At 63.6% G+C, this 19,953-nt stretch carries 22 protein-coding genes and 1 tRNA gene; 17 read left to right on the plus strand and 6 right to left on the minus strand.

Annotated features, from left to right (window positions below; all coding sequences use genetic code 11):
• The first annotated feature begins 36 nt into the window (after positions 1–36).
• Together pheA and aroA are read left to right on the plus strand one after the other, a co-directional pair.
• Positions 37–1,242 carry a prephenate dehydratase gene (pheA, locus tag JLDANKMP_RS08475; protein WP_212560916.1) on the plus strand — a complete coding sequence of 402 codons (1,206 nt, stop codon included), beginning with the start codon at positions 37–39 and terminating at the stop codon, positions 1,240–1,242.
• 76 nt (positions 1,243–1,318) lie between these two features.
• A complete protein-coding gene (gene aroA / locus JLDANKMP_RS08480) occupies positions 1,319–2,626 on the plus strand; it encodes a 3-phosphoshikimate 1-carboxyvinyltransferase (protein ID WP_212560917.1) in 1,308 nt (435 codons plus the stop codon).
• Between the two features lie 174 nt (positions 2,627–2,800).
• On the opposite strand, the gene JLDANKMP_RS08485 is transcribed toward aroA, so the two are convergent.
• Both JLDANKMP_RS08485 and JLDANKMP_RS08490 read right to left on the minus strand, forming a co-directional pair.
• Complete coding sequence (locus JLDANKMP_RS08485; protein WP_049430801.1) at positions 2,801–3,373, minus strand: energy transducer TonB; 573 nt, start codon at positions 3,371–3,373, stop codon at positions 2,801–2,803.
• Between the two features lie 119 nt (positions 3,374–3,492).
• Positions 3,493–4,131, minus strand: a complete 639-nt coding sequence (locus JLDANKMP_RS08490; protein WP_005410179.1) for an energy transducer TonB — start codon at positions 4,129–4,131, stop codon at positions 3,493–3,495.
• 113 nt (positions 4,132–4,244) lie between these two features.
• Here JLDANKMP_RS08490 and serS point away from each other — a divergent pair, with 113 nt between their 5' ends.
• Positions 4,245–5,525 (plus strand): serine--tRNA ligase, encoded by a 1,281-nt coding sequence (serS, locus tag JLDANKMP_RS08495; protein ID WP_005410178.1) that lies wholly within the window; start codon positions 4,245–4,247, stop codon positions 5,523–5,525.
• 123 nt (positions 5,526–5,648) lie between these two features.
• On the opposite strand, the gene JLDANKMP_RS08500 is transcribed toward serS, so the two are convergent.
• Positions 5,649–5,999 (minus strand): ligand-binding protein SH3, encoded by a 351-nt coding sequence (locus JLDANKMP_RS08500; protein WP_212560918.1) that lies wholly within the window; start codon positions 5,997–5,999, stop codon positions 5,649–5,651.
• A gap of 186 nt (positions 6,000–6,185) precedes the next feature.
• On the minus strand, positions 6,186–6,773 hold the full coding sequence (locus JLDANKMP_RS08505; RefSeq protein ID WP_049452196.1) for an NAD(P)H-dependent oxidoreductase: 588 nt from the start codon (positions 6,771–6,773) through the stop codon (positions 6,186–6,188).
• A 127-nt stretch (positions 6,774–6,900) separates the two neighbouring features.
• Between JLDANKMP_RS08505 and JLDANKMP_RS08510 the strand changes: the two genes are divergently transcribed.
• Complete coding sequence (locus JLDANKMP_RS08510; protein ID WP_049429058.1) at positions 6,901–7,893, plus strand: LysR family transcriptional regulator; 993 nt, start codon at positions 6,901–6,903, stop codon at positions 7,891–7,893.
• Between the two features lie 54 nt (positions 7,894–7,947).
• On the opposite strand, the gene JLDANKMP_RS08515 is transcribed toward JLDANKMP_RS08510, so the two are convergent.
• Entirely contained in the window at positions 7,948–9,021 is a 1,074-nt protein-coding gene (locus tag JLDANKMP_RS08515) for a DUF4241 domain-containing protein (protein ID WP_111118391.1), read from the minus strand.
• A 124-nt stretch (positions 9,022–9,145) separates the two neighbouring features.
• Between JLDANKMP_RS08515 and JLDANKMP_RS08520 the strand changes: the two genes are divergently transcribed.
• The 13 genes from JLDANKMP_RS08520 (at position 9,146) to JLDANKMP_RS08585 (ending at position 18,931) form a co-directional block, all read left to right on the plus strand.
• A tRNA-Ser gene (locus JLDANKMP_RS08520) sits at positions 9,146–9,235 on the plus strand.
• An 83-nt stretch (positions 9,236–9,318) separates the two neighbouring features.
• Positions 9,319–10,842: a site-specific integrase gene (locus JLDANKMP_RS08525; RefSeq protein WP_049403082.1), complete on the plus strand. Its 1,524-nt coding sequence runs from the start codon at positions 9,319–9,321 to the stop codon at positions 10,840–10,842.
• Positions 10,842–11,573 carry a hypothetical protein gene (locus tag JLDANKMP_RS08530; RefSeq protein ID WP_049403081.1) on the plus strand — a complete coding sequence of 244 codons (732 nt, stop codon included), beginning with the start codon at positions 10,842–10,844 and terminating at the stop codon, positions 11,571–11,573. Before JLDANKMP_RS08525 ends, JLDANKMP_RS08530 begins: the two co-directional genes overlap by 1 nt.
• A 106-nt stretch (positions 11,574–11,679) precedes the next feature.
• Positions 11,680–12,033, plus strand: a complete 354-nt coding sequence (locus tag JLDANKMP_RS08535) for a hypothetical protein (RefSeq protein ID WP_005410171.1) — start codon at positions 11,680–11,682, stop codon at positions 12,031–12,033.
• 108 nt (positions 12,034–12,141) lie between these two features.
• Positions 12,142–12,801, plus strand: coding sequence for a DNA N-6-adenine-methyltransferase (locus JLDANKMP_RS08540; protein WP_076739342.1), 660 nt, complete (start codon positions 12,142–12,144; stop codon positions 12,799–12,801).
• Positions 12,802–13,238: 437 nt separating this feature from the next.
• The gene (locus tag JLDANKMP_RS08545) at positions 13,239–13,421 is read left to right on the plus strand and encodes a ribbon-helix-helix protein, CopG family (protein ID WP_046272152.1); all 183 of its coding nucleotides are present in this window, start codon (positions 13,239–13,241) and stop codon (positions 13,419–13,421) included.
• A 53-nt stretch (positions 13,422–13,474) separates the two neighbouring features.
• Positions 13,475–15,157, plus strand: a complete 1,683-nt coding sequence (locus tag JLDANKMP_RS08550; RefSeq protein WP_139338725.1) for a DUF5906 domain-containing protein — start codon at positions 13,475–13,477, stop codon at positions 15,155–15,157.
• 180 nt (positions 15,158–15,337) lie between these two features.
• Positions 15,338–15,553 carry a hypothetical protein gene (locus JLDANKMP_RS08555; protein ID WP_076739344.1) on the plus strand — a complete coding sequence of 72 codons (216 nt, stop codon included), beginning with the start codon at positions 15,338–15,340 and terminating at the stop codon, positions 15,551–15,553.
• A 68-nt stretch (positions 15,554–15,621) separates the two neighbouring features.
• Positions 15,622–16,650 carry a zincin-like metallopeptidase domain-containing protein gene (locus JLDANKMP_RS08560; protein WP_212560919.1) on the plus strand — a complete coding sequence of 343 codons (1,029 nt, stop codon included), beginning with the start codon at positions 15,622–15,624 and terminating at the stop codon, positions 16,648–16,650.
• Between the two features lie 67 nt (positions 16,651–16,717).
• Entirely contained in the window at positions 16,718–17,281 is a 564-nt protein-coding gene (locus JLDANKMP_RS08565) for a glycine zipper 2TM domain-containing protein (protein WP_076739346.1), read from the plus strand.
• 345 nt (positions 17,282–17,626) lie between these two features.
• On the plus strand, positions 17,627–17,965 hold the full coding sequence (locus JLDANKMP_RS08575) for a hypothetical protein (RefSeq protein WP_076739348.1): 339 nt from the start codon (positions 17,627–17,629) through the stop codon (positions 17,963–17,965).
• On the plus strand, positions 17,962–18,438 hold the full coding sequence (locus JLDANKMP_RS08580) for a hypothetical protein (RefSeq protein ID WP_076739349.1): 477 nt from the start codon (positions 17,962–17,964) through the stop codon (positions 18,436–18,438). The genes JLDANKMP_RS08575 and JLDANKMP_RS08580 overlap by 4 nt, the downstream gene beginning before the upstream one ends.
• Before the next feature lie 136 nt (positions 18,439–18,574).
• A complete protein-coding gene (locus tag JLDANKMP_RS08585; protein ID WP_046272143.1) occupies positions 18,575–18,931 on the plus strand; it encodes a hypothetical protein in 357 nt (118 codons plus the stop codon).
• 199 nt (positions 18,932–19,130) lie between these two features.
• On the opposite strand, the gene JLDANKMP_RS08590 is transcribed toward JLDANKMP_RS08585, so the two are convergent.
• Entirely contained in the window at positions 19,131–19,946 is an 816-nt protein-coding gene (locus tag JLDANKMP_RS08590) for a hypothetical protein (protein WP_076739350.1), read from the minus strand.
• Between the last annotated feature and the right edge of the window lie 7 nt (positions 19,947–19,953).

Consider the following 19,953-nt stretch of genomic DNA (forward strand, 5'->3'; position numbering starts at 1 on the left):
CACCGTCGGGTGCGTGCCCCGCAACAGGGAATTCCGATGGCAAGCAGCAAATCCAGCAAGAAGGCGCCGAAGAAGGCCGAACCGGCCAAGGACAGCGCGTCCACCAAGGCCAAGGGCAAGAGCACGTCCAAGGTTGCGTCGAACCCGGCGCCCACCCTGGCGCCGCTGGCGCTGGCCGATGTGCGCTCGAAGATCGACCAGATCGACCGCGACATCCAGAGCCTGATCGCCGAGCGCGCACGTTTCGCTCACCAGGTCGGCAAGGCCAAGGGCAAGCTGGCCGCTGCCGTCGACTACTACCGCCCCGAGCGCGAAGCGCAGGTGCTGCGGATGGTGGTGGATCGCAACGAAGGCCCGCTCAGCGATGAGCTGCTGGTGCACGTCTACCGCGAGATCATGTCGGCCTGCCTGGCGCAGCAGGAGCCGCTGAAGATCGGCTACCTCGGCCCGGAAGGCACCTTCAGCCAGCAGGCGGTGCTCAAGCATTTCGGCCGCTCCGCGCTGGGCCTGCCGATGGCCAGCATCGAGGAAGTGTTCCAGGAAGTGGAAGCGGGCAACGCCGATTTCGGCGTGGTGCCGGTGGAGAATTCGGGGCAGGGCACCATCCAGATCACCCTGGACATGTTCCTGACCTCCAACCTGAAGATCTGTGGCGAAGTGGAACTGCGCGTGCAGCAGTACCTGATGTCGCGCAGCGGCCGCATCGAGGACATCGAGCGCATCTACGCACACCCGCAGTCGTTCATGCAGACCTCGGCGTGGCTGCGCGCCAACCTGCCGAAGGCCGAGAAGATTCCGGTATCCAGCAACGCCGAAGGTGCGCGCCGTGCGCGCAACGCCGACGACGCGGCTGCCATCGGCGGCGAGAGTGCCGGCCACGTGTACGGCCTGAAGAAGGTGGTCACCAAGCCGATCCAGAACGATGCCGACAACACCACCCGCTTCCTGGTGGTGGGCCGCAACATCTTCCCGACCTCCGGCCACGACCGCACCTCGGTGCTGGTGTTCATCCATGACAAGCCCGGTGCGCTGTTCGACGTGCTCAGCCCGTTCGCCCGCCACGGCATCAGCATGAACCGCATCGAGTCGCGGCCGTCGCACCACGGCAAGTGGGAGTACGGCTTCTTCATCGACCTGGCCGGCCACATCGACGACGCGCCGATGCAGGCCGCACTGGCCGAACTGGAAGCGCACTCGGCACAGATCAAGGTGCTGGGCTCCTACCCGGTGGCCGTGCCCTGAGTGCTGCTGCGGCGGCCATGGCCGCCGCTCCCTGATGCATCGCCGGCGCTGCCGGTGTTTACGGAATGATTGAACGATGAGCAACGCGCAACACTGGATCGCCCGCAAGGGCCAGCCGCTGCAGGGCAGCCTGACCATTCCCGGCGACAAGTCGGTCTCGCACCGCTCGGTGATGTTCGCCGCGCTGGCCGATGGCACCTCGCATATCGAAGGCTTCCTGGAAGGCGAAGATACCCGCGCTACCGCGCGCATCTTCAGCCAGCTGGGCGTGCGTATCGAAACCCCCAGCGCGTCGCAGCGCATCGTGCACGGCGTCGGCATCGACGGTCTGCAGGCACCCAGCGCACCGCTGGACTGCGGCAATGCCGGTACCGGCATGCGCCTGCTGGCCGGCCTGCTGGCAGGCCAGGCGTTCGACTGCACGCTGATCGGCGACGAGTCGCTGTCGGGCCGACCGATGCGCCGCGTCACCGGCCCGCTGTCGCAGATGGGCGCGAAGATCGACACCCAGGATGACGGCACGCCGCCGCTGCACGTGCATGGCGGCCAGACGCTGCATGGCATCGACTTCGCCTCGCCGGTGGCCAGCGCGCAGATCAAGTCGGCGGTGTTGCTGGCAGGCCTGTACGCGCAGGGCGAAACCAGCGTTGTCGAGCCGCACCCGACCCGCGACTACACCGAACGCATGCTGTCCGCGTTCGGCGTGGACATCGAATTCTCGCCGGGCAAGGCGCGCCTGCGCGGCGGCCAACGCCTTCGTGCCACGGATATCGTGGTGCCGGCCGACTTCTCGTCTGCGGCGTTCTATCTGGTGGCTGCCAGCATCATCCCGGGCTCCGAGCTGCGCCTGAAGCAGGTTGGCCTGAACCCGCGCCGCACCGGCCTGCTGCACGCGCTGCGCCTGATGGGTGCCGACATCACCGAAGAGAACCCGGCCGAGCAGGGCGGTGAACCAGTGGCGGACCTGGTGGTGCGCTACGCCCCGCTGAAGGGTGCACGCATTCCGGAAGCACTGGTGCCGGACATGATCGACGAGTTCCCCGCGCTGTTCGTGGCCGCCGCCGCCGCCGAAGGCCAGACCGTGGTGACCGGTGCCGCCGAGCTGCGGGTGAAGGAATCCGATCGCCTTGCGGCGATGGCCACCGGCCTGCGCGCGCTGGGCATGCAGGTGGACGAGACCGAAGATGGCGCCACCCTGCACGGTGGTGTACGCCTGGGTAGCGGCACCATCGAAAGCCACGGCGACCACCGCATCGCCATGGCGTTCGCCATTGCCGGCCAGATCAGTGACGGCGAAGTGCGCATCAACGATATCGCCAACGTCGCCACGTCCTTCCCGGACTTCGACGGCCTGGCCCGCAGCGCCGGATTCAACCTGGCCTGATCGTCACTGCATCCGCCGGGTCATGCCCGGCGGATCGCAATGCCCGGTAGGTGCCAACCTTGGTTGGCATGCTCACATCTCCTGGTAGGTGCCAACCTTGGTTGGCACGCTTTCCCGCATAAAAGGACGGAGGCCGAAGCCTCCGTCTAAACATCACGAACCCCTCGTCCGCGATCAACGCTGCTCGGTACGGAAGTCCACCGGGACCCGCACTACGCTTGCTACTGCGCGGCCGTCATGCACCGCCGGCTGGAACTTCCAGTTCTGCACGGTATTGAGCACCGCACGATCCAGATCGCGACTGCGCTCGCCGCTGCGCGAGACGATCGCAGCGCTGGCGACATTGCCGCGGGTATCGACATTCAGGCTGGCGATCACGCTGCCCTGCACGCCGCTACGCAGCGCGGCGGCGGGGTAGGTGGGCATGCGGTTGCTGGCCAGCGGGCGGGCTTCACGATTGCGCACTACCGGCGCGGCCTTCCGCGAAGCAGTAGCCGGGGTTGCCTGGCGCGCGGCAGGGGCCGCTGCATCCGTCACCGCGGGCTGCTCAGGGGCCGGCAGCATGCGCTCACCGACCGGCGCCGGTGCCACGTCTTCCTGGTTCGAATGACGCAGCCAGAGCAGGGCGCCGGCAAACATCGCCACGATCAGCGCGATCCACATCCAGGGCGACGTGGGCTTGTGCTGCGCGCTTGAATCCTGCGGCAGCTGCGGCGAATGAAGGTCTTCGTGGGTGGTGGCGGTCATCGCAAACTCCTTCCGTCAATGGACGACGTGGGCAGTGTTGCCCGAGCCACGGACGGGAAGTGTCAGCGTTGCGTCAACGCCACCGGCAGGGTTCAGTTTGCCTGCCGGGAAGTGTTCAGTTACTGCGTCTTGAAGTCGAACGGCACTTCAATGCTGCCGGGTACGGCCTGGCCGTTGCTCTGCGCCGGAGTGAAGCGCCAGCGGCGCACAGCGTCGGTGGCGGCACGGTCGAGCTCGCGTGAACCGCTGCGCTGGATCACCGTGGCGTTGTTCGGATAGCCGGTGGCGTCCACGTCCACGCGTACCACCACCGTGCCGGTTTCACCGGCGCGCAGGGCGGCGGCGGGATAGGACGGCGGCGGCGACTGGCCGGCAATCGGCATCGGCTGGCTGTTGCCGGTGGCCGCCGGCGCAGGGCCCGGTGCAGCCGGGGCCGCTTCAGCCACGGGCGCGGGCGGCGGCGGGGCCGTTTCCACCAGCTTCGGCGCTTCTTCCTCCACTGGTGCCGGCTTGGCATCGGGCATGTCGCTGGAACCGGCGGCAGCGGCCAGCGGTTCCGGCAGGGGCTCGATCTGGGCGGTTTCCTGCGGGGTCTGGGCAGCCGGATCGGCGCGGAAGAACTCCTTGTCGCGACCGGTCAGCCAGACCAGCACGAACAGCAGTACGCCCACGCCGAAGGCGATGCCGGCGATCTTCAGGGCGTTGCGCGGGATATGCACAGTGAACGACTTGGCGGACGACGAGCGGGGTGCAGACATGGACCGGACCAGTACGGAATGGCTCGATTCTGCCACGGCGGGAATGAACCGGGCGGCAGAAATCCGTATAACAAGCGATAATCCCATCCCTGATACCCACCACGACACCTGCCATGCTTGATCCAGCCCTGCTCCGCCACCAGCCCGCCGACCTCGCCGAACGCCTGCGCACCAGCCGCGGCTTCGAGCTCGACGTGTCTGCCCTGGAGTCCCTGGAGGCTGATCGCAAGCGCATCCAGGTGCGGACCCAGGAGCTGCAGAGCCTGCGCAACAGCCGTTCCAAGGCCATCGGCCAGGCCAAGGCCAAGGGCGAGGACGTCTCGGCCATCATGGCCGAGGTCGCAGCCTTCGCCGACGAGCTGAAGGCCTCGGAAGTGGCGCTGGACGAGCTGCGCGAGAAGATCGAAGCGATCTCGATGGGCATCCCGAACCTGCCGGCCGATGACGTGCCGGCCGGTGCCGACGAGAACGACAACGTCGAGCAGTCGCGCTGGGGAACCCCGCGCCAGTTCGATTTCAAGGTGCTCGACCACGTCGAACTGGGCGCCCGCAACGGCTGGCTGGACGGCGAGACCGCGGCCAAGCTGTCCGGCTCGCGCTTCACCGTGCTGCGCGGCCCGATCGCGCGCCTGCACCGTGCGCTGGCCCAGTTCATGGTCGACCTGCACACCGGCGAGCACGGCTATGAGGAAACCAACGTGCCGCTGCTGGTCAACGCCGATTCGCTGCGCGGCACCAGCCAGCTGCCGAAGTTCGAGGACGACCTGTTCAAGACGGCCGTGGGCGATTCCACGCGCTACCTGATCCCGACCTCGGAAGTGCCGCTGACCAACATCGTGCGCGACGAGATCGTCGATGCCGAACGCCTGCCGCTGCGCATGACCGCCCACTCGATGTGCTTCCGTGCCGAGGCTGGCAGCGGTGGTCGCGACGTGCGCGGCATGATCCGCCAGCACCAGTTCGAGAAGGTCGAGCTGGTCTCGATCAGCCGCCCGGAAGACAGCGATGCCGAACACCAGCGCATGACCCGCTGCGCCGAAGTGGTGCTGGAAAAGCTGGGCCTGCCGTACCGCAAGGTGCTGCTGTGCACCGGCGACATGGGCTTCTCGGCCGTGAAGACCTACGACCTGGAAGTCTGGCTGCCGTCGCAGGAGACCTACCGCGAGATCTCCTCGTGCTCGAACTGTGGTGATTTCCAGGCCCGCCGCATGCAGGCCCGCTGGCGCAACCCGGCCACGGGCAAGCCGGAACTGGCGCATACCCTGAACGGCTCGGGCGTGGCCGTCGGCCGCGCGATGATCGCGGTGATGGAGAACTACCAGAACGCCGACGGCAGCATCACCGTGCCGGAGGCCCTGCGCCCGTACATGGGTGGCCTGGAAACCATCGCCTGATTCCCTGATCGGGCGGTGCTGCGGCTCGGGTGGGTGCCATGCTTGCATGGCACCGCTGTGTCTCTGGTGGGTGCCATGCTTGCATGGCACCGTATCCACGCCATGCGTGGATGAACCCCACGATCACTCCACAACCCGCACCTTCTCCAACGGCACCCATCCCGGGTCGCCGGCCTCCGGCACGCACCACGCCCAGCCATTGAGCGTGCGCTGCCCACGCAGCAGCTGCCCGGGATCCACATCCAGTTCCCGCGCGCAGTAGTCCTCCGTGGCAAACGCGCCACCCTGCGCGTCGCGACCGATCACCGGCGCCGGGACGAAACCGGGGTGCTGCCCCTCGGCCTCGCACAGGAACCAGTCATCCCAGCCCTCCGGGCCTTCATAGCGTTCGCCCACTACCAGCGCCTGGCCGCGGCGCAGGGTGATCGGGTGCGGAAATTCGCTGCAGTGCGCAGTGGTCACGATGTAGTTCATGGCCCCAGCCTAACGTGCTGGTGAGCGCCGCGCATGGCACCGCATCCACGCATGGCGTGGATCTACTGACGCAAGAAAACGGCCCCGCAAAGCGGGGCCGCCAGGGTGGGCCGGGATGGGGGAGGGGATCCACGGCCCGCGTTCAGCGCCTCGACGAGGAGAGAGCGGCGCCGAACGCTGGAACGCTTATGCAGCGACAGCTTCGACCACTTCGTGCGACGGCAGGGCTGCCAGTGCACCGGCAATGGCGTCTTCACGGTGCTGCGGCGAGTAGGCAATGCCCTCGGCGCGCACGAACTCGACCTCGTTGATGCCCATGAAGGCGAACACCTGGCGCAGGAACGGCTCCTGGAAGTCGGCCGGCGAGTCGGTGTAGATGCCGCCGCGGCTGCTGGCGATGATCACCCGCTTGCCACCGGCCAGGCCCACCGGGCCGTTCTCGGTGTACTTGAAGGTGCGGCCGGCCACGGCCACGCGGTCGATCCAGGCCTTCAGCGTGGAAGGAATGCTGAAGTTGTACATCGGCGCGCCGATCACCACGATGTCAGCCTCCAGGAACTGCTGCATCACCTGTTCAGCATCGGTCGCCTCGGCGGCATCGGTCTTGGCCAGCGAGCTGCTGCGCAGATGCGGTACCGGATTGGCGTCAAGATCGCGATAATCGACCTGCAGGCCATCGATCTGGCCCGTGAAGCGGGCGACCACGGCGGCCGACAGCTGGCGCGAGACGGAATTGTCGCCAAGCACGCTGGCGTCGAGATGCAGAAGCTTCATGGCAGTCACCTATGTTCTGGAGGGAAGGGGCGGGGTGGCCCCGCCGACGGAGAGAACGATAGGTTGTTGCAAAGGCGGGATAAAGGTGATTGAATGCCACGTATTGTTCTAGATATGGAACTCGGGCATGCATGACCTGAATGATCTGTACTACTTCGCGATGGTGGTCGACCACGGCGGATTCGCCGCCGCCGAGCGCGCCTTGGGTATCCCCAAGTCGCGACTGAGCCGCCGCATCAGCCAGCTGGAAACCGACCTGGGCGTGCGCCTGCTGCAGCGCTCCACGCGCCGTTTCGCGGTCACCGACGTCGGCACCAGCGTGCACCGCCATGCGCAGACGATGCTGGCCGAGGCCCAGGCCGCGCGCGAAGTGGTGGACCGGCTCAGCGCGGAACCGCGCGGCGTGGTCCGCGCCAGCGTGCCGGTGTCGCTGGCGCAGATGCAGCTGCCCAAGCTGCTGCCCAAGTTCCTTGAGCAGTACCCGAAGGTGCGCCTGCAGCTGAACATCAGCAACCGCCGCGTGGACATCATCAACGAAGGCTACGACGTGGCCCTGCGCGTGCGTTCGCGCCTGGACGATGACGGCAGCCTGGTGATGCGCAGCTTCGGCCAGGTGCAGGAACTGCTGGTGGCCAGCCCGAAGTACCTGGACCGCGCCGGCCGGCCGAAGGATCCGGAAGAATTGACCCAGCACGTCACCCTCAGCATCAGCGAAGACGAAGCCCGCCAACGCTGGGAGCTGCACGGGCCGGAAGGCGAAGTGCGCCGGGTCGACCTGCAGCCGCGCGTGGCCGGCTTCGACTTCCCGCTGCTGCAGAGCATGGTGAAGGACGGTTTCGGCATCACCATGCTGCCGGAAACCGTGTGCGCCGACGCCGTGCGCAACGGCGAGCTGGAAGTGGTGCTGCCGGACTGGTCGCTGCCGCAGGGCGTGTGCCATGCCGTGTTCGCCTCGCGCCGCGGCCTGTTGCCGGCGGTGCGCGTGTTCATCGACTTCCTGGCCGAGCACCTGCCGCCGCAGTTGGAGGCCTCGCGCCTGCATTGCGATGGTGCCTGCGAGAAGGCCAAGGAGCGGATCAAGGCCAGTGCACTGGGCGCGCTGGCGGTGGATGCGGGCTGAGAGAGCTGAATGGTAGCGCCAGGCCATGCCCGGCGTTGCTGTCTCCCGGGTAGATCACTTCCGCCCGAACAACCGGTCCCAGAAGCTACGCTGCGGTGCCGGCATCGGCGTGGGGGCGGCAGCGACGACCGGCGCTTCCAGTACTGCCATCAGCTCCGCGCTGCGCGGCTTCTTCAGGAAGCGCGCATAGTCCAGATAGCTGGTCACCTTGCTCATGTGCAGGCGCTCCGGCATCGCCGGCAAGGCGCCGCCCTGCAGCAGCACCCGCAACGCCTCTGGGCGGTCCAGCCGGATCGCCTCGAACACCGCGGTGCCGCCGCAACCGGGTTCGATCTGGTTGGCACGCTGTGGGGCGTCCTTCAACAGGATGTGCAGCGCATCCGCGTCATCCCGCTCCACGGCCGCCACCAGCCGAGCCAGCGCTTCCGCTTCTTCAGGTGGAAGGTTGTCGCGATAGGCCTGGTCGGCGATCTCGCGCTCGTCGCGCCCGTCACCGCCCTGGATGCACAGGAAATCCGTCACCAGGGCAACTGGAATGCCGGAGGTATCCAGCGCCCAGTAGCTGGGATAGACGCCATCGCCCCAGCCACTGGTGAACACCACCAGCCCATGCGGGGAGTCCTCTCCCCACGGACGGTACTCGGCGCCTTCATCCAAGCCGTCGTGGTCGATCAGGGCATCGGACCACGCGCTGTCTTCGTCGCCATTGGCCTGTTCGATCAGGGCCAGCAGTGCCTGCTGGGTGTCGGTGTCCATGAAACAGCCGATGCCGGCGTCGACCGGATAGCCGATGAAGCTGTCTTCATCCAGTCCGGTCAGGTCCTGCGTGGTCCAGCGCGCCATCTGCCAATGCAGCGCGGATGCAGTGAGGGCTTCGCGGGGCTTGAACCAGGCCACGGCCAGTGCCGGGCGGCCGCTGTGCACGATGATCTCGACCGGATGCCGACCCACCGGAGCGGTGTAGTCGGCCAGCGCCGGCGCCTCGGCCTGGACCAGCGGATCGCAGACCACCAGGTGCCCGCTGCTGACCGGCAGGTGGCCGGCGAAGGTGCGGTGCAGGGCCACTGCGGCCAGCTGGGTGTCGTCCAGCAGGGTGGTGCGCAGGTTGGCCAGATCGAGGTGGGCCATGGCGGCTCCGGATGCAGTCGAGCCCTCACCGTGCCGGATGCGAGGGGCGGGGGCAAGGGTGGTCTTGGGCAAATGGCCTTCACGTGCGAGAATACGCCGCTGCCCGGGCGACCGGGACCAGATTGGAGAGATGGCCGAGCGGTTTAAGGCACCGGTCTTGAAAACCGGCGAAGAGTCAAACCTTCCGTGGGTTCGAATCCCACTCTCTCCGCCAATCCTGAATAAGTGTTTGTTTTTAAACGACATTTTTTAGGGTCTTGAAGGGCGGCTTGGGGCACAAATCGGGGCACAACTCCGATGCGATTACCAAGCTATCTCACTCGCTCTTCCACTGGTCGTTACCAGTTTCGCATGCGCGTTCCGACGGACATGCGCGGCATCGTCGGCAAACCTTTCGTCAAGCATCCCTTGGGCATCCACCTGCATAGCGCAAGAGTGGCTGCCTTGGCCATCGCGCAGCGTTATGCTCAAGCATTCGATGCCATCAGGGATGGGTGCATGACCAAGAAGGGACTCACGGTTCAGGATGTTCTCCGCAGCGTCGCGGAGAACGGCTCCAGACGTTATGAAATTGACTTGCCGGGCTTCCGTCTTCGGACCACGGATGCGGCGGACCATGCTCGAGCAATGGAGGCGCTGGAAGAAATCGGCAAGTTCCACTTCCGTGATGCGGGTGCAGTTCCGGCGGCGGCTGGGCCAAACCCGTTGGAATCAGCGGCGGCGCAGCCCCTGCCAGCTGAGACGATCAGCCTCATCGATGCGAAGCGAATCTGGCAGGACAAAGTCGCCGCCGAGGACATCGAGGTCAAAACGGTCGGCATCAAACTGCTTCCCGTGACAGAGCTGATCGAGTTCTTGGGCGCCGAGCGCGAGCTGCATACCATCACGCGGCCTGAGATGGCCCGCTTCTACGACCATTTGGCCAAGCGCGGGTTAACGCGTTCTACGCTCAACAATCGCCAGAGCTACCTCGCAGGAAAGAGAGGATTCTTCACTTGGGCAATGGCTTCAGGCTATGTGCTAAAGGGAGACAATGTCGCCGCAGGTCACGTCAGCGTTTCGATGGCTGAGAAGCGTAAGCGTAGAAAATTTGGCTTCCAGGCCTTTACCTTGGACCAGGTCCATCAACTCTTCGCACCCGATAGCTTCAGGCAGCTTTCAACGGGAGCGCGCTGGGCGGCTTTGTTGGGCCTGTATACGGGAGCCCGGGCGGGTGAGGTGGGGCAGCTGTTCACCCTCGACGTCAAGGAGGAGGAGGGGATCCCGTGCATACGGTTTACCGATGAGGGGGAGGATCAGCGGTTGAAGACCGATGTTTCCAATCGGGTCGTCCCGTTGCATCCCGACCTGATCAAGCTCGGTTTCTTGGACTACGTCGCCGAACGAAGGGAGAGCGGGGACTGGCGATTGTTTCCGCAGGCTGACAGTAAGGCGAAGAATGGTGCGGGGAACTGGATATCGAAGGCGTTCAGCTACTACCTCCAAAAGCACAGTGGTGGGTGGCCGAAAGCGAAGCGTGGTTTCCATAGTCTCCGAAAGACCGTGATTCAGGAGATGCAGGGCAGCGGTGTGGCCTCTGAGATGCGAGCCCAAATCGTCGGCCACGAATTGGACGACGAACACCACGCGACTTACAGCAGGCCCTTTACGGTGAGTGAGAAGCTCAACGGTGCCGGAGGAACGCCAGCTTTGGGTGTCCTAGATTACGGAATCGACCTGGAGGCGCTGCGCACCCTGCCGGCGCGCAAGGTCGGGCGGCGCAGCAGCAATGCTGCCGCGCGCTCTTCAAAGGTCGGCCGTAAGGGGAGCGAGCCGAACTAATGGCCCTCACTGCCGCCGATGCCTACCGACGAGCCATCGACCGCTTTCTCGGCAAACTCTCTGGCTCCGAAACCGTGGGCCAGATGGAGAAGAAGGTTGCAGACCATCTGCGCCTAGCGAAGTTGCGCTCCACGGTGGACGTGGAGCTGAGCTTCAATGAGGCCGCTGGGGTGTTGGCGATCAGCACGGCCCAGTTGCAACACCTCTTGAAGGAACACTCCCCAACGGGGACGCTGTTCACGGTGAAGGGAACTCGCAAGCGCTCGACCACCCTTGTCCCGTTGATGGCCTGGGCAGCCGAGCTCAAGGCTAAGGGCCTTTGGAAGCCGTTGAGCGAACGGGGCGTTGCGATCAACACCCTCCTAACTGCAGAACTGCCTTTTCTGGTGGCCAAAGGGCCCAAGGCTAAGCAGCTCTTCCTGGAGCCACTGACTGACCAACCGATCACCGATGCGCTAATTCGCCGGCTCCAAGCATTGGGCGCGCAGATCGGGCTTGGGATTCGGGTCTGCACGCTGACCGAGGCATTCGCCCAGCCTTGGCAAAACCCTGACGTCAAGCGTCAGTGGGTGGACGCATTCAACGAGGCAGCCCAAGCCCAGGCCAAACGCCTGCGTGATCTCGCTCACCAGTTAGACGCCTCGCGAGCTAGGGTAATCGAACAAGCGCTCGACGAGCGTTTAAACCAAACCACCCAGCACACGCCAGAACTCAAGAAGAAACGCGTCTAAGCAGTGCCTGAATCGCATTGGAGGCCTCCAATATCCGTATTTTGGGTGGCGTTGAATTCGGATGATTGCTCCAACGCCCCGGTGGTCGGAGCGATGGAGCAACAAGATGGGCCTTGATATGTATGGGGGGAAGATCCGCAAGGAGGAGACGTCGTGCGAGGGACAGGTGTTCTTTCAGTGGCGATGCCATCCCAACCTCCACGGCTGGATGTTCGGGCTGCACAGTGCCCGGACGGGGTGCTCTGACCCGTTTGAGTTCAACATGGTTCGCGTGTTTCTCGGAGCGGCAGACCTCGACGCATTGGAGCAGGCTGTCCTCGATGAGCGGCTGCCCCACACGGTGGGCTTCTTCTTCGGTGAATCGGATCCCGATCGAGCTAAAGAAGATCTGGACTTCATTGCGCAGGCCCGCGCATTGATCAACGGCGGTTGGGACGTGTTCTACAACTCTTGGTGGTAACCCGCCGCCAGCAGCGCCTCTCGGGCTGGTTCAAGCCCAACTCCCAAAACCCATTCCTTCAACGCGGCAACACAGCCGTGCTGGCGGAGATTTGCCTGGAGATTTCTCATGCAACCCAAAACCAATGTTGTGCCGTTCAAGACTGCCAACCGCCCCAACCGCCTCGCAGCGGCTAAACCCACCCGGCTCACCTCCGTTTGCTACAAGGCAAGCGACAAGGCCCACACGAGCGTCGATTGGTATACCCCGCATGCCATCGTCAGGGCGCTGGGGGGAAGGCGCGGCTTTGACCTCGATCCTTGCACGCCCGAAGACCCGTCGCGGCTGCCGGCGCCCACGGCCCGCCGAATGATCCCGCCGAGCCAGGACGGCTTGGCAACGCCGTGGCCCATGCAGGCATTCGTGTGGATGAACCCGCCTTACGGAAAAGGGATGGAGAAGTGGCTGAGCAAGCTGGCCAACCACCCCGGCGGCGGTATGGCTCTCGTGCCGGTCAACATGGAGACGGGATGGATGCACGACTGCGTGCTTTCCCACCCCAACGCGACGGCGATTCTGTTCACCCGCGGGCGGCTGAAGTTTGTGCGTCCCGACGGGACCACCGGCACGGCAGCGCCGTCGGGATCGGTGGTGGTCGCTTACGGCAGGCGCGCAGCCGGTCACCTTCAGCAAGCGCAAGCAAGTGGTGTGCTGCGCGGGAAGTTCTTTGCCATCGAGCGGGTAGTGCAGGTGGCCAGTGCGAACCAGGGGAGTGCGAACGAAGAATGATCTTCTCGGGGACGGAACAAGCACCCGTTACACCCGTCACAGGTGCTTGTTACGGAAGTTTGTCCAATGGATTCAATGGCTTTGCAGGGGCCAAGGCGCGTGTAACGGGTGTAACGGGTGGGTAGGTATTACTTGCAGCTGCATCAGAGATTTTGGCTTCAATGGCCAATCACTTTTTCAGATCAATGGATCTACTTGTTACACCTGTTACACCCATGACAAACCTTGTCTGGTCAGGGTTCCAGCCGTAACAAGGGGTGTAACAAGCACCTGTTACACCTTGGCTGAAAAGCGTGAATTGCCTCTCGTTTATGAAAAAAATGCTGTTGAGGCAACAGATATTGGTTTTAGTCAAGAAGTCGATCTGGACAAGTTCGTGAGCTCTGTTTGGATGGGGTTGTGGCCACAACGGGACCACATCACCTAGGAAACGAGCAATGACGAACTCCCCCACATCGAAGAAGGCGACGCAACCGCGAGACGAAATGCTGAAGGCGCGGGTGAGTCGAGCGTTCAAGCGGCGGCTTCAAGCGGCGGCTGATGCCCAGGGCAAAACTTCATCGGAAGCCATGCGTCAAGCACTGGTGGAATGGATGAGTCGCGTCCAGCAGGCCGCGTAATCAACAAAAAACCCCGGCGCCAACCGGGGTTCAAAAAAACGGAAAACACACACATGAACGATACAACACCAACTTCGGGTGTCAATGGGCGCCCCAACAATGTCCTTTCCTTCCGTGGGAATGCGGCCCCCAAAGCAGCTTTCGGAGCGCCAGCGCCCAAGGCAACCTTGAGCGATCAAGCATTCGAGGCCGATTTTGCCGATCACCTGAAGGCAACCGAGGAGTATGCGATCGGCGGAAAGCTTCCGGATGGGGATGACGATTGCAGCTTCTTCCGTTGGCTTCCTGAGCAAGGCTATTGGGATCGGTGCTCCGAGAAGGACATGGCCGCCAAGGCGCTTTCCTGGCTGCGATTGGAGCGCAAGGAGAAGGCGAACGCAGGTCATGCAACCAGCTGCATCAACACGGCGGTGCTTGAGCTGATGGGAGATCGGAAATGCTGGTTGCCCAAGAAGTCCGATCGCAGGGCCATCGTTCCCCTCAAGGGTGGCTACCTTGAGATCGTCAAGCCTGACGAACCGCGTTGTGCTCCCGCGGCGGCGGATGGAGAAGAAGTCATTGACCAGGACGTTTTCTCTCCGACGTATGGACAGAGTTTGGGCCTGCGGCAAGGGCTCCTGTTTCAAACCGACGAGGCGCCGTCTAGGACGCGAATTCGGGTGCTGGCGGCCACCAAGGAGCATGGAATCACTTACCAGGTCCCTGCCAAGCTGCGGCTGGAACAGGTTGACGGCGATGGCTATTACACTCCCAAGCCGCTGGACACCAACTCGAAGTTCGGTCAATACCTGGATCTCTTTCAGCCCGACCTGGAGGTGCGTGCACTCCTTCAGGAGGCGGTGGCCAGCTCGTTGATGTCGATCTGCTTTGAGAAGGCCTTCTTCCTGGTTGGGTCGGGCAGCAATGGCAAATCCACGTTCCTCCACATCCTGCGCGCCCTTCACCCCCGCAATGTGTCGCTGCGTCTGGAGAAGTTGGACGGAACCTTCGCTATGGCCCCGTTGGTGGGCAAGAGCGCCTACATTGTCACGGAGACGCCAAAGGTCCTTGCCGCATCCATCCAGGAAGTCCTGAAAGCGCTCATTTCCCGTGACCCGATCCAAGTCGAGGCCAAGCGCAAAGACGCATACACCACGCTCCCAATCGGCACCCTATTCGCCAGCGTCAACGCCTGGTTCACGGTTTCCGGACATGAGCACGGGTTCTGGCGAAAGGTCCTGGCCATCCCCTTCAATGTTCGGATGGGTGAGAAGACCCATGAGGACGCGAAGGGTGGAAATGGAAAGAAGCGTGAGCCTGACTTCCACCTTCAGATCACCGAAAGCGAGGAGGAGATGGCCCAGATGCTGGACTGGGTGCTGGAAGGCGCGCTGCGCCTTATGGAGCGTGGCGGGTTTTCCGAGAAGCTACCCGACGCCGTGCTCGCGCTGGCCGAGCAGAATCGAATGGAATCGGACACGACCATGGCCTACATGGCGGACCGAGACGCCTCCTACGACAGTGGTGTTTGCACCGACAAGACGGCCATCTACGCGGACTACCGCCAATACGTGTTGGAAGAGCTGGGCAAGAAGCCCGTCAACGCGGAGGACTTCTGGAAGCGCGTTCGCGAGAAGTTCCCCGAGGCCGGCATCTACCAGATCTCCCATGGGGGCAAGAAGCCTCGCGTGGCCGAGATTCGAATTGCGGGGATCAAACCACTGCGGGACATGGCAGATATGGAAACGCCTGTTTGAGCCAGTTCCACAACAACCGTTTGCGGTTCGCTGGCTTGCAGAGAGGCTGGGACCCAATGCCGTCAACCGCGGGAGGAAGCAGTGGTCCAATCTCAAATCCAGGCCCTAGAGGCCCCCCTGTCATCAGGTGCAATCGTGGCGGGGGCTTGCCAAATCCCAATGCTGTCGCATGCTGGGGCCATGACCCCTTCGGAAGCCTTCGTGGATGACAGCATAAACCGCCAAGACGCCCTGGCGGCCTCCACCCGTTTCACCGTGCAACGAACCCCGGATGGCGTCCGTGTGCAGCTCCAGGAGGGCGACGGAGACCCCGGCACAGGTTTGACCATCGATCGGGCCTTGGCGTTGCTGGAGAACCTGTTGGAGCAGGGACGCGTCGTCACCATTCACGATTGAAGTTTCCAGCCTAGCCCCCTTGGCGTTGCCGACAGGCGCCTTTCCTTGCCTTCCAGGAGAGCCTGTCCGTGTCCGATGCAACCCCCAACGAAAGCTTCCTTCAGCGCCACTCCCGCGACGTCGTCGAACGCCTGATCCGCCAAATGGAGGAGGGCACCGGTCCCTTCCTCAAACCATGGGACGCCCGCGTGGACCTCGGGTTGCCGATGAACGCCACGACGGGCAAGAGCTACCGGGGCGGAAACCTTCTCCACCTGTGGGCCCTGCAGAGCGCCTGGGACACCCAGGACAACCGGTGGATGACTTACAAGCAAGCCGCGGCCGTGGGCGCTCAGGTGCGAAAAGGTGAGAAGGCCAGCGTGATTGAGTATTGGGATTGGTCGCCGGTGGAGGAGGCCAAGAAGAGCGGGGATCCCGATCTCATCGCCAAGGCCCACCCCAAGGTCTTCTTCCCCCGGGTGTTCAACGCGATGCAGATCGATGGGTTGCCGGCACTGGTCCTGCCACCCCCGCGTCGAGAGCCCGATATCCATCAGGCCTGCGAAGCGGTGCTCAAGGGCAGCGGGGCCGAGATCCACCACGACGGGGGCAACCAGGCGTTCTACCGTCCGATGAACGACAGCATCCATTTGCCCCATCGCAACACCTTTCACTCGGCCAGTGGCTACTACGCCACCGCGCTGCACGAGCTGGGCCACTGGACCGGCTTTCCCACCCGCCTCCACCGCGATCAGAAGGGGGCCTTTGGGAGCATCGACTACGCCAAGGAAGAACTGGTCGCGGAGGTGTCGTCCATGCTGATGGGCGAACGCCTGGGCAATGGCCACGATCCAACCCAGCACGCGGCTTACGTGAAGTCCTGGATCCAAATCCTCCGGGACGATCCCCGGGAACTCTTCCGTGCCGCCGCGGCGGCCGAGCGGGTGGTGGAGTTCCTGAAGGTGCCCGAGTTGGTTCGGGAGCCGCTCCCGAAGGTTGAGCAGGAGCGACAGTCAGTGGCGACCAATTTGCAGGAGCTTGAAAAAACCAACGGCACGAAGGCCCGCACGAAAGCGCGTGAGAAGACCAGAAAGATGAGCCACGTTATGGTGGCCTGAACCCTCTTGCGCATTTCCAGAATCGGTCTATGCATAGGTGAACCTACTCACGAAATGGAGGTGCACCTTGAAACCCATCGTCCTGGCCCTTGCATTGGCGTTGTCTGCTCCAGCTGCCTTTGCCGCCGATTCCACCTCCGCTCGCCGTTACGGTTCGTCCGAAGCCTTGTTCGTCCAGGACGCCCGACTGGGCGAGGTCCTGATGGTTCGCACGGTTCAACTGAAGTCCGACCAGCGGCTCAACGCTGGTTCTGCCATTGGGGCGGCCGTTGGTTATGGGGCTGCTAACCAAGTCAAGAACCGGGACTACCGCAATGCTGCCCGCGTGGCCGGTGGCGTCATCGGTGCGGTTGCTGGAACCGCCGTCCAGAAGGGCCTGAGCGGCCGGCGCGCGGTGGAGATCTACGTGCGCGACCTGAGCGACAGGCGCCAGCGCGTCATCGCGGTAGTCCAAGACGCGGACGTGGACGTCCGCCAAGGCGATCGGGTGTTTCTGGTAGGGAAGGGAAGCAAGACCCGGGTTGTGCCGATTGCGCGGATGGATGTTTCGCCGTGGGGAGGTGGTGAGAACGCATCGTCATGCAACGAGCGCGCCTGCGGTGCCATTGGTTTGGCGGATGAGATGCGCTGATGAAATGGATTTCCTTGTTCGCTGGCTGGTGGTTGGGCGCATGAAGCGGCCATCCGTTGCCCACCGCCGCTCTGAAGTCGCCCGGATGTTCCGAGAGGGGCACCGCCGGGCGGCCATCGCCCAAGCCCTGGGCGTTCCGGCGCCCGTGGTGAGCGCCGACCTGGCTCACCTGGGGTTGCGGCAAAAGCCCAGGCGCCCACTAGCTGACCAGCACGCCCTGGTGGTGCGCCTCCTGGAGCAGGGGAACAACGGCCCTGCAATTGCCAAGCGCCTGGGCGTGACCCGGCAGGCGGTCCACGCTTACCTGCAGGCCCATGGCCTGCTCCCCAACCAGAGGAGGACGCCATGACCCTTTTTCTGGTGGTCGTGCTGTCTGAGCTCGTCCTCTCCGCGGTCACTTTCGGGGTCGCGTGGCTGTGCGCCTCCAAAGCCCGCAGCGCACGCAGGGGCTGGGAGGCGTTCCAAGCCGGCCGGGAAGACGTCCCATCCGTGGTTGCGTTGGTGTGGCATTTGGCCGTGTTCTACGCGTGCCTGGCACTGCTGGCTTACCAGCTACAGCATGTGGTGAGCCAAGTCTGGTTGGATCCTTCCAACCTATACCTGTCATCCACGCTGGCGCTTGTCGTCTATTCGATGACGTGTGGGCTGCTTCAGGGCAGCGGGCTGGCCCGGAGGCGAGCATGAGGACCAGTCACGGGCGGTTCCGCCCAGACGCCGTCGACGCCCGCCCTCGCCACGATGGGCTTTTTCAGGGCGAAGGCACGGGCGAGGAAGCTCATCAAGAGCGTGATTCGTTGCTTCAAGCGCTTTACACCGAATCGCTCCATGCCCGCGGGGACGTGGACGCGGTTGATCGCTTGCTCGATGCCCACCGGGAGGCGCTTGGGGAGCCCGAGCAAGTCGCCTATGCGCGTGAGCAAGACGAACGCCATGATCGGGCATTGCCCTTGCCCAACATCGGTCGGCCGTTGAGGCCGTCCCTGGAGCGCTACCTGGACGAACACCGGTCATGGAACCCACCAACCGCCAAAGAGGTCGCCATCGCACTTTCCAGGGCCCCCGCCATGGTGCGCGAAGGGAAGGTGTGGCGTGCGTCAGACGACGTTGTGGAGGCTCTGGTGGAGGCGCCCAAAGACGTCCCGCGGCAGCGGATGTGATGAGCGCGCCGCGTCTCAACTAGAGAGACAGTCCAGTGCGATCATTGCTGCCCAGGCGACATCGTTGCCGTGATTCAGCCCTCGGCTATCCTATCGAGGGTATCCATCAGTGGTTTTGCTAACAACAGGGGGCGATATGGAAAGTGTGATCGTAAGGACACGGGATGAGCTGGAAGTGGCCAAGAACGCAAAGGCCCACGAGATTGTCGCTGTGGGAAAGTTGGCTGACGACCTCAAGAAGACGCGCAAGTTTGCAACACTCGGGGCTGTGGGCGTTGCGGCAATCGCCGCTGCCGTTGGCTTGGCTCCGGTTACCGGAGGGCTCAGCACGCTGGGGCTGGCGGCGGTAGCCACAGTCACCGGGCTGGAAATAGCGGCAATTATCACCGCAGCCAGTTTGGGCATCGCGTTGATCTTGGCGATTCACAAGGATTACGACGTGGACTTTAGTTCCAAGGGGGAGGCGAAATTTCGGCGAAAGGAGGGGAGGTGATGGTCGCCTTCGTGCCGGGCGCTCCCTATCTCTTTGCCTGCAGGAAATGCAATCACCATTTCCAGCGGGAGATCAACTTGGGCCTCTTCTGTCCGGCATGCAAGTCGCTGTCCGTGAAGCCTCGTTTGGTCTGTAAGTAGTGCCCGGTGGCCGCCAAGCTCATGGCGGCCACTCAGGCCATGTTGCACGGGGCGCGCAATTACCTGCTCGGGGAATGCTTGCGGCCCAGGTAGCGACACAGCACGCCTGACAGTCCAACGATAAGTTCCGCCTCTTCCAACGTCGGATCGCCGCCTTCTTTAAGGTGGCGGCCATTGTTGGAAGCAAAGCCATAAATCATTTCCGTTGCGTCTCCGAGTGGCGCTGGAAACAGGTTGGGGTTTCTTCCGAGCAATTTCCCCAAGGTGTCTTTCGATCCAGTGACGTCCCGCGACAAGCATTCCAAGGCAGCCATCCCGTGTTGAATGGCGCCGGTGAGCTCGGGGTTGGGGCGACGAGACAGATCGCGCAATGCCTCGTGGAGTTCATTGGCCGTCGTGTTCTTCCCTGCGCTGCGCAACTCGTTGGTGCCCTTCCTTATAGCAACTTCAAACGCCTCTGAGCCGCGAAACTCAATGCGGTTGCCCAACAGCTGCCAACCGATTCCGTTCTTCCGAAAGACCTTGTTGATTCCGTCCGAGAAGACGTCCGAAGGTGCTTTGGGCTGCCCATAGGCAGGTGGGCGACCTTGAAGGGACGCTGCTATGCTTTCGATGACGTCATACACCTCAAACCATTCGCACTCTTCCAGGTGATGCTGCACCTCCGCGATCACGTTGGGTTCGCTCCAGTTGCCCCGGGTGTCTGGTGCCACGCCAAGCGCACCGCAGACTTCCTTGCGCAGGGTTTCGTATCCAATCCCCGCTTTGCCAGCGATGGCAACAACGGCTCCGCGCAACACCTCGGGCGCATCTTCACGAATGGTGATGTCTGCATCGGGCGAGCTGTAGTTGTGGCGTTCTGAGAACGTGCTCATGTGCGTT

Source organism: Stenotrophomonas sp. PE591 (genome assembly GCF_018320795.1).
GTDB lineage: Bacteria > Pseudomonadota > Gammaproteobacteria > Xanthomonadales > Xanthomonadaceae > Stenotrophomonas > Stenotrophomonas maltophilia.

Coding starts and splice junctions, on each gene's coding strand:
- JLDANKMP_RS08540 (WP_076739342.1), top strand. CDS start 12,142: ATGCAACCCAAAACCAATGTTGTGCCGTTCAAGACTGCCAACCGCCCC.
- JLDANKMP_RS08590 (WP_076739350.1), bottom strand. CDS start 19,946: ATGAGCACGTTCTCAGAACGCCACAACTACAGCTCGCCCGATGCAGAC.
- JLDANKMP_RS08490 (WP_005410179.1), bottom strand. CDS start 4,131: ATGTCTGCACCCCGCTCGTCGTCCGCCAAGTCGTTCACTGTGCATATC.
- JLDANKMP_RS08535 (WP_005410171.1), top strand. CDS start 11,680: ATGGGCCTTGATATGTATGGGGGGAAGATCCGCAAGGAGGAGACGTCG.
- JLDANKMP_RS08485 (WP_049430801.1), bottom strand. CDS start 3,373: ATGACCGCCACCACCCACGAAGACCTTCATTCGCCGCAGCTGCCGCAG.
- JLDANKMP_RS08585 (WP_046272143.1), top strand. CDS start 18,575: ATGGAAAGTGTGATCGTAAGGACACGGGATGAGCTGGAAGTGGCCAAG.
- JLDANKMP_RS08575 (WP_076739348.1), top strand. CDS start 17,627: ATGACCCTTTTTCTGGTGGTCGTGCTGTCTGAGCTCGTCCTCTCCGCG.
- JLDANKMP_RS08545 (WP_046272152.1), top strand. CDS start 13,239: ATGACGAACTCCCCCACATCGAAGAAGGCGACGCAACCGCGAGACGAA.
- JLDANKMP_RS08510 (WP_049429058.1), top strand. CDS start 6,901: ATGCATGACCTGAATGATCTGTACTACTTCGCGATGGTGGTCGACCAC.
- JLDANKMP_RS08530 (WP_049403081.1), top strand. CDS start 10,842: ATGGCCCTCACTGCCGCCGATGCCTACCGACGAGCCATCGACCGCTTT.
- JLDANKMP_RS08550 (WP_139338725.1), top strand. CDS start 13,475: ATGAACGATACAACACCAACTTCGGGTGTCAATGGGCGCCCCAACAAT.
- JLDANKMP_RS08500 (WP_212560918.1), bottom strand. CDS start 5,999: ATGAACTACATCGTGACCACTGCGCACTGCAGCGAATTTCCGCACCCG.
- JLDANKMP_RS08515 (WP_111118391.1), bottom strand. CDS start 9,021: ATGGCCCACCTCGATCTGGCCAACCTGCGCACCACCCTGCTGGACGAC.
- JLDANKMP_RS08505 (WP_049452196.1), bottom strand. CDS start 6,773: ATGAAGCTTCTGCATCTCGACGCCAGCGTGCTTGGCGACAATTCCGTC.
- JLDANKMP_RS08555 (WP_076739344.1), top strand. CDS start 15,338: ATGACCCCTTCGGAAGCCTTCGTGGATGACAGCATAAACCGCCAAGAC.
- aroA (WP_212560917.1), top strand. CDS start 1,319: ATGAGCAACGCGCAACACTGGATCGCCCGCAAGGGCCAGCCGCTGCAG.
- pheA (WP_212560916.1), top strand. CDS start 37: ATGGCAAGCAGCAAATCCAGCAAGAAGGCGCCGAAGAAGGCCGAACCG.
- JLDANKMP_RS08580 (WP_076739349.1), top strand. CDS start 17,962: ATGAGGACCAGTCACGGGCGGTTCCGCCCAGACGCCGTCGACGCCCGC.
- JLDANKMP_RS08525 (WP_049403082.1), top strand. CDS start 9,319: ATGCGATTACCAAGCTATCTCACTCGCTCTTCCACTGGTCGTTACCAG.
- serS (WP_005410178.1), top strand. CDS start 4,245: ATGCTTGATCCAGCCCTGCTCCGCCACCAGCCCGCCGACCTCGCCGAA.